The 14,373-nt window shown below is 60.5% G+C and carries 12 protein-coding genes; 2 read left to right on the top strand and 10 right to left on the bottom strand.

Annotation, left to right across the window (positions count from 1 at the left end; genetic code table 11):
• Positions 1-340: 340 nt before the first annotated feature.
• The gene (locus tag KUIN1_RS10435; protein WP_003406170.1) at positions 341-1,996 is read left to right on the top strand and encodes an electron transfer flavoprotein-ubiquinone oxidoreductase; all 1,656 of its coding nucleotides are present in this window, start codon (positions 341-343) and stop codon (positions 1,994-1,996) included.
• Positions 1,997-2,048: 52 nt separating this feature from the next.
• Here the strand turns inward: KUIN1_RS10435 and KUIN1_RS10430 are convergent, their stop codons facing one another.
• Positions 2,049-2,942, bottom strand: coding sequence for an AraC family transcriptional regulator (locus KUIN1_RS10430; RefSeq protein ID WP_054091721.1), 894 nt, complete (start codon positions 2,940-2,942; stop codon positions 2,049-2,051).
• Between the two features lie 179 nt (positions 2,943-3,121).
• Here KUIN1_RS10430 and KUIN1_RS10425 point away from each other — a divergent pair, with 179 nt between their 5' ends.
• The gene (locus tag KUIN1_RS10425; RefSeq protein ID WP_003406175.1) at positions 3,122-4,174 is read left to right on the top strand and encodes an NAD(P)-dependent alcohol dehydrogenase; all 1,053 of its coding nucleotides are present in this window, start codon (positions 3,122-3,124) and stop codon (positions 4,172-4,174) included.
• A gap of 11 nt (positions 4,175-4,185) precedes the next feature.
• On the opposite strand, the gene KUIN1_RS10420 is transcribed toward KUIN1_RS10425, so the two are convergent.
• From KUIN1_RS10420 to leuC, 9 genes are all read right to left on the bottom strand, one after another.
• Positions 4,186-4,995, bottom strand: a complete 810-nt coding sequence (locus KUIN1_RS10420) for an IclR family transcriptional regulator (RefSeq protein WP_011267369.1) — start codon at positions 4,993-4,995, stop codon at positions 4,186-4,188.
• A 79-nt stretch (positions 4,996-5,074) separates the two neighbouring features.
• Positions 5,075-6,385, bottom strand: a complete 1,311-nt coding sequence (locus KUIN1_RS10415) for an MFS transporter (RefSeq protein ID WP_003366669.1) — start codon at positions 6,383-6,385, stop codon at positions 5,075-5,077.
• Between the two features lie 326 nt (positions 6,386-6,711).
• Entirely contained in the window at positions 6,712-7,917 is a 1,206-nt protein-coding gene (gene dgoD, locus KUIN1_RS10410) for a galactonate dehydratase (RefSeq protein WP_011267367.1), read from the bottom strand.
• Between the two features lie 12 nt (positions 7,918-7,929).
• Positions 7,930-8,565, bottom strand: a complete 636-nt coding sequence (locus KUIN1_RS10405; RefSeq protein WP_024640844.1) for a 2-dehydro-3-deoxy-6-phosphogalactonate aldolase — start codon at positions 8,563-8,565, stop codon at positions 7,930-7,932.
• Position 8,566: 1 nt separating this feature from the next.
• A complete protein-coding gene (locus KUIN1_RS10400; protein ID WP_011267365.1) occupies positions 8,567-9,571 on the bottom strand; it encodes a 2-dehydro-3-deoxygalactonokinase in 1,005 nt (334 codons plus the stop codon).
• Between the two features lie 180 nt (positions 9,572-9,751).
• Positions 9,752-10,864 (bottom strand): aspartate-semialdehyde dehydrogenase, encoded by a 1,113-nt coding sequence (asd, locus tag KUIN1_RS10395; RefSeq protein WP_002552957.1) that lies wholly within the window; start codon positions 10,862-10,864, stop codon positions 9,752-9,754.
• Positions 10,865-10,934: 70 nt separating this feature from the next.
• On the bottom strand, positions 10,935-12,017 hold the full coding sequence (leuB, locus tag KUIN1_RS10390) for a 3-isopropylmalate dehydrogenase (protein ID WP_011267364.1): 1,083 nt from the start codon (positions 12,015-12,017) through the stop codon (positions 10,935-10,937).
• A 155-nt stretch (positions 12,018-12,172) separates the two neighbouring features.
• Positions 12,173-12,814: a 3-isopropylmalate dehydratase small subunit gene (gene leuD, locus KUIN1_RS10385; protein WP_011267363.1), complete on the bottom strand. Its 642-nt coding sequence runs from the start codon at positions 12,812-12,814 to the stop codon at positions 12,173-12,175.
• A 10-nt stretch (positions 12,815-12,824) separates the two neighbouring features.
• On the bottom strand, positions 12,825-14,249 hold the full coding sequence (gene leuC / locus KUIN1_RS10380; protein ID WP_003406190.1) for a 3-isopropylmalate dehydratase large subunit: 1,425 nt from the start codon (positions 14,247-14,249) through the stop codon (positions 12,825-12,827).
• Positions 14,250-14,373: the final 124 nt, after the last annotated feature.

The following is a 14,373-nucleotide window of genomic DNA, read 5'->3' as shown; positions in this document are numbered from 1 at the left end:
CCTGTTGCCTGCAGCGCGTCTGCCTGATGCCTTTTCAGAGATTGCCCGCAATCCGGGAACCTCGTTTCAGCCTACGGCAAACGCAAAACCGCCCGTATATTGACCGCAACGCCTTTTCCGGTCAATACGCCAAATCGGCCAGTTCCGAGTCTGGTGTCTTTGATTTATCTGGCCTGCGGCCGATTCAAACAAACGTTTGTATTGGACCCGCGCAGTGGTGTAGATATAATGCGAACCATTAAAAGACGGGGCGGTTCAATACCTCCATGCGTCGGCCTGCAGCGACTAAAAAAGCAGTGCCCATAAAAACACCGTGAGCCTTGAGAGTAGGAGATAGCCTGTGGAACGCGAATACATGGAATTCGACGTCGTTATCGTCGGAGCCGGCCCGTCCGGGCTTTCTGCCGCTTGCCGCCTTAAACAGAAGGCCGCTGAAGCTGGCCAGGAAATCAGCGTCTGCGTGGTGGAAAAAGGTTCCGAAGTCGGTGCGCACATCCTCTCCGGTGCCGTGTTCGAGCCCCGCGCGCTGAATGAACTGTTCCCCAACTGGCAGGAACTGGGCGCCCCGCTCAACACGCCGGTCAAGCGCGACGACATCTATATGCTGCGCGATGCCGAAAAAGCCCAGAAAATACCGGACTTTTTCGTCCCCAAGACCATGCACAACCATGGCAACTACATCATCTCGCTGGGCAACCTGTGCCGCTGGCTGGCTCAGCAGGCTGAAAACCTCGGTGTCGAAATCTATCCGGGCTTTGCCGCCCAGGAAGCGCTGTTCGACGAGAACGGTGTGGTACGCGGCATCGTCACCGGCGATCTAGGTGTCGACCGCGAAGGCAATCCGAAGGAAGGCCTGTACACCCCCGGCATGGAACTGCGCGCCAAGTACACGCTGTTCGCCGAAGGCTGCCGTGGTCACATCGGCAAGCAGCTGCTCAAGCGCTTCAACCTCGACGACGAAGCCGACGTGCAGCATTACGCTATCGGCCTCAAGGAAATCTGGGAAGTCGACCCGGCAAAACATGAACAGGGGCTGGTGGTTCACACCGCAGGCTGGCCGCTGAACGATGACAATCCGGGCGGCTCGTTCCTCTACCACCTGGAAAACAATCAGGTAGTGGTCGGTCTGATCGTCGACCTGTCCTACAGCAATCCGTACCTGTCGCCGTTCGACGAATTCCAGCGCTACAAGCATCACCCGGTCATCAAGCAATACCTGGAAGGCGGCAAGCGCATCAGTTACGGCGCCCGCGCGATCACCAAGGGCGGCCTGAACTCCCTGCCGAAAATGGTCTTCCCCGGTGGCGCGCTGATCGGCTGCGATCTGGGCACGCTGAACTTCGCCAAGATCAAGGGCAGCCACACGGCGATGAAGTCCGGCATGCTGGCTGCCGATTCGGTGGCCGACGCGCTGCTGGCCGGCAAGGAAGGCGGCGACGTGCTGACCTCCTACGTGGATGCCTTCAAGGCCAGCTGGCTGCATGAAGAGCTGTTCGCCAGCCGCAACTTTGGCGTGGCGATCCACAAATACGGCGCGATCAAGGGCGGCGCATTCAACTTCATCGATCAGAACATCTTCGGTGGCAAGCTGCCGTTCACGCTGCATGACACCAAGCCGGACTACGCCTGCCTCAAGCTGGCAGCCGACTCGAAGAAGATCGATTACCCGAAACCCGACGGCAAGCTCAGCTTCGACAAGCTCAGTTCGGTATTCCTCTCCAGCACCAACCATGAAGAGGAACAACCCTGCCACCTGAAGCTGACCGATCCGAGCATCCCGATCAGCAAGAACCTGCCGCTGTACGACGAGCCGGCTCAGCGTTATTGCCCGGCCGGCGTGTATGAAGTCATCACCAAGGAAGACGGCGAGAAACGCTTCCAGATCAACGCGCAGAACTGCGTGCACTGCAAGACCTGCGACATCAAGGACCCCTCGCAGAACATCACCTGGGTAGCACCGGAAGGCGCTGGCGGCCCGACCTACCCGAATATGTGAGGTGAAGCAGCTACAAGCTACAAGCTACAAGCTTTGATCTTGAAGCTTGCAGCTAACCCCTACATCCCTCTTCGCCCGGTCTGCGCTCAAAGTAACGTTTGTATTCACGACTGAACTGCGACGCGCTTTGATAGCCGACCTTCAGCGCGACCTGCGCTACGTTCAATCCATCGGCCACCAGCAATTGCTGAGCCTTGAGCAGGCGCAGGCGCTTGAGGTACTGCACCGGCGACAACAGCGTGCTGCGCTTGAAATGTTCATGAAAGGTCGACGTGCTCATGTTCGCGCAACTGGCCAGCGTGTCGACGTTCAGCGCGTGGTCATAATGCTCATGCAGATAGGTCACGGCCGAGGCAATTCGCGCAAACTGCCCCTGCTGTTCGACCAGTGCACGCAACACCCCGGACTGCGGTCCACGCAGCGCGGTGTACAGCACCTCGCGAATCCGTGCCTGGCCCATGGCCTGACACTCCAGCGGATCATGCAGGCAACGCAGCAGACGCTCGACACTGTCGCGCATGGTGTTGTCGATGCGCACCGAGGTCATGGATTCCGGTGTCTGCACCTGACTCTCGTGCCCGGTGACCGGGCCCATCGCCTGCACCAGCTCACCGAGCAATACCCGGTCGATGGCCACCGAAACGCCGTAAAGCGGCTTTTCCGGAGTGGCAAAGGTTTCGCACTTGAACGGCACAGAGAGCGCCTGAATCAGGTAATGCCCGGTGCCGTATTCGAACGTACGCGGCCCCAGGCACGCGACCTTGCTGCCCTGCACGACGATCATCAGGCTCGGCTCGTAGATCTGCGGGCTGCTGGCGACATAACCAAACGCCGAAAGCACGCGGACCTCCGGCAACGGCGTAGCGACAAACCCCGGGCGCACCGCCAGCGGCTGGATCAGGGAAACAAGGATGGCATTGCCATCCGGCACAACGGGTAAGGTCATGGGCACAGCCTGACAGAGAAACAGACAGCCGTATCATCGCAGATTTGCGCCTCAGCGCCGACCCTGAAATATCAGGCCGGAGGAATAGGCATGAAACACGGAGGATTCACCATAGCCGCGAAGGGCCCGTATCAGGACAATGGTTCGCCTCTCTTCCGTCACACCTTGCGAGGTCAAACATGTACACAGCTATCGGTTACGCCGCACAGTCAGCTACCGCTCCCCTCGCCCCGATGACCTTCGAACGTCGCGCTCTGCGTGCCGACGACGTTGCCATCGAAATCCTTTATTGCGGCGTCTGCCACTCCGATATTCACCAGGCACGCAACGAATGGGGCATTGCCGTCTACCCGCTGATGCCGGGCCACGAAATTGTCGGTCGCGTCACTGCCACCGGCAGCAGTGCAACCCAATACCAGGTCGGTGACATGGTCGGTGTCGGCTGCATGGTCGATTCGTGCCGCGAATGCTCGGCCTGCAAGTCGGACCTCGAGCAGTACTGCCTGGAAGGCCCGACCATGACTTACGCCACGCCAGATCGTGTGGACGGCAGCAACACCATGGGCGGTTACTCGAACAGCATCGTGGTCGCCGAGCACTTCGTCGTGCGCGTCCCGGAAAAACTCGATCCGGCCGCTGCTGCGCCGATTCTCTGCGCAGGCATCACCACCTATTCGCCGCTCAAGCACTACGGCGTCAAGGCGGGCGACAAGGTCGGCATTCTGGGCATGGGCGGCCTGGGCCACATGGGCATCAAGTTCGCCAAGGCCATGGGCGCTGAAGTGACCCTGTTCACCCGCTCCGCCGCCAAGGCTCAGGAAGCACATCGTCAAGGCGCCGATCATGTGATCGTGTCCACCGATGCCGAACAGATGAAGGCTGCTGCCGGGCACTTCGACTTCCTGCTCGACACCATTCCGGTGCAGCACGACCTGAACCCCTACCTGGAAACCCTGCGTTTCGACGGCGCCCACATTCTGGTCGGCCTGATCGAGCCGATCGAGCCACCAGTACACGCAGCCAATCTGGTAATGAGCCGCCGCGTGCTGGCCGGTTCGTTGATCGGCGGTATCGCGGAAACTCAGGAAGTGCTGGATTTCTGCGCCGAGAACGACATCACCTGCGACATCGAAATGCTCGATATCCGCAACATCAACGAAGCCTACGAGCGCATGCTGGCCGGTGACGTGAAGTACCGCTTCGTGATCGACATGGCCACGCTGAAGGCCTGATCGACTGCCGATCAGCCGCCGAGATCGGCCGAGAGTTCCGCCGCGATGGTTTTGATCAGCGGAACCAGCTCGGCCATCTTCTCCAGCGGCATGTAGGGCACGGTACTGGCGACACTGATGCCGGCAACGATCTGTTTGCTGGCATCACGTACCGGCGCTGCGACACAACGGATCGACGGTTCGTTGTCCTCCAGATCGAATGCATACCCTCCTTGTACATACTCCTCCCGCCGCGCCTTCAACTGCTCCCAGGTTTGCTGCTCATGAGCAGGCCATAGCGGATTTCTGCCTGTGCTCGGCATGCTGATTTCATACAGCCGTTGCCACTCGGACTGAGCACTGTCCAGCAGCAGTGCCTTGCCGATACCGGTGCGCACCAGCGGCATCCGATGCCCGACCCGCGAACGCATTTCCGGACCATTGCGACCGGGATTCTTGTGCAGATAGAGCACGTCATCCCCTTCCCGCACCGCCAGATGCACGGTATCGCCGGTCAGCTCCGACAAGCGATCCAGATACGGCCGGGCCAGCATCGCCAGGGGCACTTCTTCACGCGCCTGAAACCCCAGCTCGATCAATTTCGGCCCAAGCAGATAGCCCACCTGAGGAACGATGCGCAGGTAACGCTCCTCGACCAGGCAACTGGCCAGACGGTGCGTGGTACTGCGCGTGGTGCCGATCAGCCGGGCGATCTCCTTGAGGTCCCGTGCGCCACCGGCAACCGCCTGCACCACCCCCAGCCCGCGCAGCAAGGTCTGGGTCCCGGTGGGTACGGATTCCTTGCCGATAGTCTTTTCAGGAGTGATCGAATCGTTATGCATGAAAAACCTTGCTCGGATCAAAAGGGTTCGGATCGAAAACGGGCGGCATTATCACCGCCAGTGTCCAGACGCGTCGACATCAGAGCTCGATACGCTCCACCTTCCCTACCAGCAGGATGTAAGACAGCGCGCCCAGCAGTGCCAGGACCGATATGTAGGTAATGGCAGGCGCAAACGAGTCTCCCGACGCCAGAAAGCCGATCACGATCGGGGTGGCGATGGCAGAGAGGTTGCCGATGAAGTTGAACGTGCCACCGGTCAGGCCCAGCAGGCGCGCTGGCGCCAGGGTCGAGACCAGCGACCAGGTGATCGACGCCAGACCGTTGCCGAAGAACGCCAGCGCCAGAAAGGTGATCACCAGCGGCGTGGAGTCGACGAAGTTGGCACCGATGATCGAGGTCGAGATCAGCAGCCCGGCAATGATCGGCAACTTGCGTGCAAAGCCTACGCTATGCCCGCGGCGGATCAGCCAGTCGGAGAAGAAGCCCGAGCACAGCACACCGACAAACGCGGCGAGGAACGGCAACGACGCCAGCAGGCCCGATTTGATGAAGTCCATGCCCCGGTATTTCACCAGGTAGGTCGGGAACCAGGTCAGGAAAAACCACAGCGTGGAGTTCAGGCAGAATTGCCCCAGGTAGATGCCCCACAGCTTGCGCTTGCTCAACACAATACCCAGGTCCAGCCAGCTGAACGCCTGCTTCTGTTTTTCGACGTCCTTCTGGATGTCCACCAGCCCGCCACCCTCCTGGATCAGCTCGATTTCCTGCTGATTGACGCCCTTGAAATCACGTGGCTCGCGATACACCGTGTACCAGATCAACGCCCACAGCACGCCGACTCCACCGGTAGCGACAAACACCATGTGCCAGCCGTAGTGCGCCTGCAGCCAGGCCAGCACCGGGGTCAGAAACGCCAGACCAACGAACTGTCCGGAGGTGTAGACGCCGATGGCGGTAGCCCGCTCGCGCTCGGGAAACCAGGTGGTGACCACGCGGCTGTTGATCGGATAAGCAGGCGCTTCCAGCGCACCAACCGCCATGCGCAGTACGAACAGGGCGATGAAGCTGGCGGCGAAGCCGAGCATGATGGTCGCGATGGACCACAGCAACAGGGCTGCGGTGTAGAGAATGCGCGGCGGCACGCGGTCCACCAGCCAGCCCCCGGGCAGTTGCATGGCGGCGTAGGTCCAGCCGAACGCGGAAAAGATCAGCCCGACATGCACCGGGTCAAGGCCCAGTTCGGAGGTCAGCGCTGGTGCGGCAATCGACAGGTTGCTGCGGTCCAGGTAGTTGATCACTACGGTGATGAACAGCAGCACCATGATAAAGAAACGTTTGCGGGACGGCGTCACCAGGGATGCCGCACCCTCCAGAGTTCGAGTGCGCATGGAATGTAGCCTCTTGTTGGATTTATTGAGGTCTGTATTTCGATATAACCGAGCTGAAGGCACGCCGATTCTCGTTCCCACGCAGAGCGCTCATCGTTATACGCAAGTGCGCTTTTGATTCTGGCCGAAGGCCGTAGGAGCGAACTTGTTCGCGAAGACAATTGTTCAAACGAAACATTTTCAGAGAACATGTCGGCCTTTTCGCGAACAAGTTCGCTCCCACGCCCTGTGGGCAGAAGCCTGAACGCCCATTTTCCAGGCTCTTCAGGACTTATGTATGGCAATGAGCGCAGAGCGCCGAAAAGATGGCTAGCGGATTTGCTGTTCTACCACTCGGCAAAACTGCCATCCGCATGACGCCAGATCGGGTTGCGCCAGCGGTGGCCGATGGCGGCGCGTTCGATGACGTATTCTTCGTTGATTTCGATGCCCAAGCCGGGGCCGTTGGGGATCTTGACCATGCCTTTGTCGTAGTCGAAGACTTCCGGGTGTTTGACGTAATCGAGCAGGTCGTTGCTTTCGTTGTAGTGGATACCCAGGCTCTGCTCCTGGATGAAGGCGTTGTAGCAAACCGCGTCCAGTTGCAGGCACGCCGCCAGCGCGATAGGCCCCAGCGGGCAGTGCAACGCCAGTGCGACGTCGTAGGCTTCAGCCATGTTGGCGATCTTGCGGGTTTCGGTAATGCCACCGGCGTGCGAGGCATCCGGCTGGATGATGTCGACGTAGCCTTCGCTCAATACGCGCTTGAAGTCCCAGCGCGAGAACAGCCGCTCGCCCAGCGCAATCGGCGTACTGGTCAGCGGCGCCAGTTCCTTCAGTGCTTCATAGTTCTCGCTGAGCACCGGCTCTTCGATGAACATCAGCTTGTACGGGTCCAGCTCTTTCATCAGCACCTTGGCCATCGGCTTGTGGACCCTGCCGTGGAAGTCCACACCGATGCCGACATTCGGCCCCACCGCATCACGCACGGCGGCCACGTTGGCCAGCGCCAGGTCGACCTTGTCGAAGGTGTCGAGAAACTGCAGCTCTTCGGTGCCATTCATCTTCACCGCCGTAAAACCGCGCTCCACCGCTTCCTTGGCGGCGCGCGCCGTGTCGGCGGGCCGATCACCGCCAATCCACGAGTAGACGCGAATTTTGTCACGCACCTGACCGCCGAGCAGGTCGCTGACCGACACACCCAGCGCCTTGCCCTTGATGTCCCACAACGCCTGATCGATGCCGGCCAGCGCACTCATGTGGATCGCGCCGCCGCGGTAGAAGCCGCCGCGATACAGCACGGTCCAGATGTCTTCGATGTTGCGCGGGTCTTTGCCGATCAGGTAATCGGACAGCTCTTCCACGGCAGCGGCGACGGTATGCGCGCGGCCTTCGACCACTGGCTCGCCCCAGCCGACAACGCCCTCGTCGGTCTCGACCTTGAGGAAGCACCAGCGCGGCGGAACGATGAACGTGGTGAGTTTGGTGATTTTCATGGGTGCGGTTTCTCTTGTTGATTCTCTTATTGGATAGCGGCTACTGCACGGCGGCATCTGCTGCGCCGGTCAGTCTGCAAGCGCTGCGCTGTGCTGCTTCCAGGCCGCCACATAGGCCTGGGCACGCTCGGTGACGTCTGCGACGCTCATGCCAGGTTTGAACAGCCCGGAGCCCAGACCAAACCCCTTCACACCGGCGTCGAGAAATACCTTCATGTTGTCCGGCGAGATACCACCGACCGGCAGCAGAATCGTGCCCTTGGGCAAGACCGCCAGCCACGCCTTGACCACCGCCGGCGACATCTGCTCGGCAGGAAACAGCTTGAGCACATCGGCGCCTTCGGCCAGTGCCGCAAAGGCTTCGGTCGGCGTCGCGACGCCTGGCGACAGGAATAGCCCGGCCGCCTTGGCCGCACGCAGCACCTTGGCGTCGCTGTGCGGCATGACGATCACTTGCCCGCCGGCGTCCTTGACCTGAGTCACCTGCTCAGGGGTGAGCACGGTGCCAGCACCGATCAGGCAATCGGCAGGCAACTGCCGACGCAACAGGCGGATGCTGTCGAACGGTTGCGGGGAATTGAGCGGCACTTCGATGACCCTAAAACCCGCTTCGTACAGCGCATCGCCCATGGCAGGCGCTTCTTCGGGACGCAGGCCGCGCAGAATCGCGACCAGACCATTTTCTTTCAATGCTTGCTTGAGCATGTCAAACCTCTCGAATGTGTTGGGACGAGCGGCGCGCGATCAGGCCGGCCTGCACGGCGACCTGCCAGAGGCCGCGCTCGGTCGCCTGCTCGGCCAATGTCACCCCGGGAAAGCCACAAACGGCCAGCCCGCGTGCATAACGCGTGCACAGCGAATCGCTGCCGATGAGGATCACCGCAGGCAATTGTTCGTGGTTGTGCAGATGCAGCCTGGCGATGGCGCCCAGTTCATGGCCAATCAACAGGCCGGAAAGATAGTCAGGTTGCGCGCTGGCACTCAATTGCCCGGTCAGGCCGAGCGTTCGCGTGCTGAAAATAGTCGACAGTGGCCCGGCGGAGCCCGCGTCGGACAGGGCAATCGACAAGCCGCGGTCAAAGGCCTGCTCATCGAACGCCTCGGCAGGCTGCATGGTGCGCCCGAGAATGGTGTGGGCGCAGAGCGCGGCGTAAACCTCACCGGTCATGAAGGTATCGAAGTGAACGATGCGACCGCGCTCTACCTGCACCCATTTGGAGTGGCTGCCCGGCAGACCGATCAGCAGCGGCTGGCTGCCCTGCCCGTCTTCGAGCCCTGCCAGCACACCCAGCACCTGGGTTTCTTCGCCACGCATGACGTTGGGCAGGGTCGAGCGCTGCAGGACGCCGGGGATGATGTGCACCGTCACGCCGCGCACGCTGCGTACCGTCTGCAACGCTGCGCTCAGCTCGTTGACGCTGGCCGGCGTTTCCCGATAAGCCGCCTCGCGCCAGCCCTGCGCGCTGCCGACCATGCCGCAGGCAATCACCTGCAGATCCGGCTGGGCATCGAGCCAGTCGCCGCACGCCTGGTCGAAGGCCAGTTCGAAACCGTCACTGCAGAACTGCCCCGCGATCAGCCGCGGCGTGGTTGGCAACTGCATGATGCCCGCGCTCAACGCGCGCTGTTCCAGTACCTGGCCATGTTCGCCAAGTCGATAAGCACGAAGTGAGGTTGTCCCCCAATCGAGCGCGATCAATTGCGCCTGCATTGCGTCACCTGTTGTTTTTTTGGAAGTGAGTGCAGGACGACTATAAACCCGTTGTTACACTTATCTCAATATGTAAATTTCAATCCCATATATAGGGACAAAGGGCGATCAACCAAAAGTATCAGCCATTAAAAAACCCGCTTCCCTTTCAGGAAGCGGGTTGGCTGTGAAACCGAAGCCTCAACGCTCCAGCAGGATTCTCAGCATGCGACGCAGCGGCTCCGCAGCGCCCCACAACAGCTGGTCACCCACGGTGAAAGCGCCCAGGTATTGCGAACCCATGTTCAGTTTGCGCAGACGCCCCACCGGAATGCTCATGGTGCCCGTCACCGCCGTCGGGCTCAGCTCATGCATGCTGGCTTCGCGGTTGTTCGGCACCAGCTTGACCCACGGGTTGTGCTGGCTGATCAAACCTTCGATGTCCGCAATCGGCACATCCTTGTTCAGCTTGATGGTCAGCGCCTGGCTATGGCAACGCATGGCGCCGATGCGCACGCAGATGCCGTCCACCGGGATCGGGCTCTTGAAGCGACCGAGGATCTTGTTGGTCTCGGCCTGGCCTTTCCACTCTTCGCGGCTCTGGCCGTTTGGCAGGGCCTTGTCGATCCACGGGATCAGGCTGCCCGCAAGCGGTACGCCGAAGTTCTCGGTAGGGAACGACTCGCTGCGCATGGCTTCAGCCACCTTGCGGTCGATGTCCAGAATGGCGCTGGCCGGGTTGGCCAGATCATCGGCCACCGAAGCATGCACCGCGCCCATCTGCCTGATCAGCTCACGCATGTTCTGCGCGCCGGCGCCGGAGGCCGCCTGATAGGTCATGACGTTCATCCACTCGACCAGACCGGCATCGAACAGGCCGCCCAGGCCCATCAGCATCAGGCTGACGGTGCAGTTGCCACCGATATAGTTCTTGGTGCCCGCATCCAGTTGCTGGTCGATGACCTTGCGGTTCACCGGGTCAAGCACGATGACCGCATCATCCTGCATGCGCAGGCTGGACGCCGCATCGATCCAGTAACCCTGCCAGCCCGCTTCGCGCAGCTTGGGGAACACCTCATTGGTGTAGTCGCCACCCTGGCAGGTCAGCACCACGTCCAGGGTTTTCAGCTCGTCGATGCTGTAGGCATCTTTCAGGGGCGCAACATCCTTGCCCACCGAAGGCGCCTGGCCACCGACATTGGAAGTAGTGAAGAACACCGGCTCAATGAGATCGAAGTCCTGCTCTTCCCGCATCCGCTGCATGAGCACGGAACCGACCATGCCACGCCAACCGATCAGACCTACACGTTTCATCGCAACTACACCTTGAATAAAAGTGGGACCGCCGCTCTGCGCGTACACAGCAGGCGGCGGGCCAGAGAGATTACAGATTCCGCAGCGCGGCGACTACCGCATCGCCCATTTCCTGCGTACCGACTTTGACTTTGCCTTCCGACCAGATGTCGCCGGTGCGGATACCCTGATCCAGAACCAGGCTGACAGCCTTTTCGATGGCGTCGGCCGCATCGGTCAGATTGAAGCTGTAACGCAGCATCATCGACACCGAGAGAATGGTCGCCAACGGGTTGGCAATGCCTTTGCCGGCGATGTCCGGCGCCGAACCGTGACATGGCTCGTACATGCCCTTGTTGGCCGTGTCCAGCGAGGCCGACGGCAGCATGCCGATGGAGCCGGTGAGCATCGATGCCTGATCGGAGAGGATGTCGCCGAACAGGTTGTCGGTCACGATCACATCGAACTGCTTGGGTGCACGCACCAGTTGCATGGCAGCGTTGTCGACGTACATGTGGCTCAGTTCGACTTCAGGGTAATCCCTGGCGACCTGCTCGACGATTTCGCGCCACAGCTGGCTGGACGCCAGCACGTTGGCCTTGTCCACCGAGCAGAGCTTCTTGCCACGCACCATGGCCATGTCGAAACCGACCTTGGCAATGCGGCGGATCTCGCTTTCGCTGTAAGGCAGCGTGTCGTAAGCCTGACGCTCGCCATTATCCAGCACCCGCGTGCCGCGTGGCGCGCCGAAATAGATGCCACCGGTCAGCTCGCGAACGATCATGATATCCAGGCCGGCGACGATTTCCGGCTTCAGGCTCGACGCGTCGGCCAGTTGCGGATAAAGGATCGCCGGACGCAGGTTGCCGAACAGGCCCAGTTGCGAACGGATTTTCAGCAGACCGCGCTCAGGACGGATGTCACGCTCGATGGTGTCCCATTTCGGTCCGCCGACTGCGCCGAGCAGCACGGCGTCGGCCGCACGGGCACGCTCCAGGGTTTCATCGGCCAGCGGCACGCCGTGCTTGTCGATGGCCGCGCCGCCGATCACGTCGTGGGTCAATTCAAAGCCCAGTTGATACTTTTCGTTGGCCAGCTCCAGCACCTTGACCGCTTCGGTCATGATTTCCGGACCAATACCGTCACCTGGGAGAATCAGAATCTGCTTGCTCATAACATCCTCGATTTTGTGCATCGGCGTCTTTGACAACGCCTGCTTGAAACGCTCAATACCACAGAAAATTTAGCGTCCGGCCAAAACACTTTTGCCAGCAAGGCGCAATTACACCTTACTGGCAAACATGCATCCGCTGTCGATCGATCAATCGATCAGTCGCGGAACAACCACGGCTGGCTGGCGCGGTGCCTGCTCTCGAAACCGGCGATGGCCTCGGCGTCCATCAGCGTCAGGCCGATGTCGTCCAGACCATTGAGCAGGCAATGCTTGCGGAACGCATCGATTTCAAAGCTCAGGACCTTGCCATCCGGACGGGTCACGGTCTGCGCCTGCAGATCGATACTCAACTGATAACCGGGCGAGGCTTCCACCTGCTTGAATAGTTGATCAACGTCTTCCTCGGACAGGATGATCGGCAACAAGCCGTTCTTGAAGCTGTTATTGAAGAAGATGTCCGCATAGCTCGGCGCAATGATTGCGCAGAAACCGTACTCTTCCAGTGCCCAAGGCGCGTGTTCGCGGCTGGAACCGCAACCGAAGTTCTCCCGGGCCAACAGCACGCTGGCACCCTGATACCGCTCATGATTGAGGACGAAGTCAGGGTTCAGCGGGCGCTTGGAGTTGTCCTGATACGGCTGGCCGACATCCAGATAACGCCATTCATCGAACAGGTTCGGGCCAAAACCCGTGCGCTTGATCGACTTGAGAAACTGCTTGGGAATGATCTGGTCGGTGTCGACATTGGCACGATCCAGAGGAGCGACCAGGCCATGGTGCTGGGTAAAGGCTTTCATACGGGACTCCTCAGTGCTGGATCAGGTCGCGAACATCGATGAAACGGCCATTCACTGCAGCGGCAGCGGCCATCGCCGGACTCACCAGATGCGTCCGGCCACCGGCGCCCTGACGACCTTCGAAGTTACGGTTGGAGGTCGACGCGCAATGCTCGCCGGAACCCAGGCGGTCCGGGTTCATCGCTAGGCACATGGAGCAGCCCGGTTCACGCCATTCGAAGCCGGCTTCGATGAACACCTTGTCCAGCCCTTCCTTCTCGGCCTGCGCCTTGATCAGCCCCGAACCCGGCACCACGATGGCCTGCTTGATGGTTGAAGCCACCTTGCGGCCCTTGGCGACATCCGCAGCAGCACGCAAATCTTCGATGCGCGAGTTGGTGCAGGAACCGATGAATACCCGGTCCAGCTGGATATCGGTAATCGGCTGATTGGCTTTCAGGCCCATGTACTTGAGCGCACGTTCGATGGAGCCGCGCTTGACCAGATCCGGCTCTTGCGCAGGGTCCGGCACGTTCTGATCGACCGCGAGGACCATTTCCGGCGAGGTGCCCCAGCTGACCTGCGGCTTGATCTGTGCGGCGTCCAGCCTGACCACGGTATCGAACACAGCGTCCGGGTCGGACACCAGGTCCTTCCAGGCTTCGACAGCGAGGTCCCACTCCGCGCCCTTGGGTGCGAACGGACGGCCTTTGACGTACTCGACGGTCTTCTCGTCGGTGGCCACCATGCCGACCCGGGCACCCGCTTCGATGGACATGTTGCAGATGGTCATGCGCCCTTCGATCGACAGGTCGCGAATCGCGCTGCCGGCGAACTCGATGGCGTAACCGTTACCGCCTGCGGTGCCGATCTTGCCGATCACCGCCAGTACGATGTCCTTGGCCGTCACGCCGAACGGCAATTGCCCCTCGACCGACACCAGCATGTTCTTCATTTTCTTGGCGACCAGGCACTGGGTGGCGAGCACGTGCTCGACCTCGGAAGTGCCGATACCGTGGGCCAGCGCACCGAACGCGCCGTGGGTAGAGGTGTGCGAGTCGCCGCAGACCACGCTCATGCCTGGCAGGGTTGCGCCCTGCTCCGGGCCGATTACATGGACGATGCCCTGGCGCGGGTCATTCATCTTGAATTCGGTGATGCCGTACTCGTCGCAGTTGTCGTCGAGGGTCTGCACCTGCAAGCGCGACACCTGATCCTCGATGGCACCGATGCCACCCTTGCGTTCGGCGGTGGTCGGCACGTTATGGTCAGGCGTGGCGATGATCGAGTCGATCCGCCACGGCTTGCGCTTCGCCAGCCGCAGACCTTCGAACGCCTGCGGCGAGGTCACTTCATGGATGATATGACGGTCAATGTAGATCAGCGCCGAACCGTCGTCGCGCTGTTTGACCAAATGCGAATCCCAGAGCTTGTCGTAGAGCGTTTTCCCGGCCATCGGACGTACTTCCTCATCAGCTTGTTTCTATGCCTTGGGCAATCGTGGCGATGACCCTTTGGCTTGTGCGGTCATCCTATGGAATATGCTTAAATAACTCAAATTCATAATTTTCATACTTTGG

The sequence above is a fragment of the Pseudomonas sp. KUIN-1 genome, assembly GCF_009176725.1.
GTDB lineage: Bacteria > Pseudomonadota > Gammaproteobacteria > Pseudomonadales > Pseudomonadaceae > Aquipseudomonas > Aquipseudomonas fragariae.
The sequence above is the reverse complement of the archived record's forward strand: the minus strand, read 5'-3'. Positions and strand labels throughout refer to the sequence as shown.

Bases quoted from the DNA above. Each gene is read 5' to 3' on its own strand.
- KUIN1_RS10430 (WP_054091721.1), bottom strand. From the start codon at position 2,942: ATGACCTTACCCGTTGTGCCGGATGGCAATGCCATCCTTGTTTCCCTG.
- dgoD (WP_011267367.1), bottom strand. From the start codon at position 7,917: ATGCCGCCGTGCAGTAGCCGCTATCCAATAAGAGAATCAACAAGAGAA.
- leuC (WP_003406190.1), bottom strand. From the start codon at position 14,249: ATGGCCGGGAAAACGCTCTACGACAAGCTCTGGGATTCGCATTTGGTC.
- leuB (WP_011267364.1), bottom strand. From the start codon at position 12,017: ATGAGCAAGCAGATTCTGATTCTCCCAGGTGACGGTATTGGTCCGGAA.
- KUIN1_RS10405 (WP_024640844.1), bottom strand. From the start codon at position 8,565: ATGCTCAAGCAAGCATTGAAAGAAAATGGTCTGGTCGCGATTCTGCGC.
- leuD (WP_011267363.1), bottom strand. From the start codon at position 12,814: ATGAAAGCCTTTACCCAGCACCATGGCCTGGTCGCTCCTCTGGATCGT.
- KUIN1_RS10420 (WP_011267369.1), bottom strand. From the start codon at position 4,995: ATGCATAACGATTCGATCACTCCTGAAAAGACTATCGGCAAGGAATCC.
- asd (WP_002552957.1), bottom strand. From the start codon at position 10,864: ATGAAACGTGTAGGTCTGATCGGTTGGCGTGGCATGGTCGGTTCCGTG.
- KUIN1_RS10415 (WP_003366669.1), bottom strand. From the start codon at position 6,385: ATGCGCACTCGAACTCTGGAGGGTGCGGCATCCCTGGTGACGCCGTCC.
- KUIN1_RS10400 (WP_011267365.1), bottom strand. From the start codon at position 9,571: ATGCAGGCGCAATTGATCGCGCTCGATTGGGGGACAACCTCACTTCGT.
- KUIN1_RS10425 (WP_003406175.1), top strand. From the start codon at position 3,122: ATGTACACAGCTATCGGTTACGCCGCACAGTCAGCTACCGCTCCCCTC.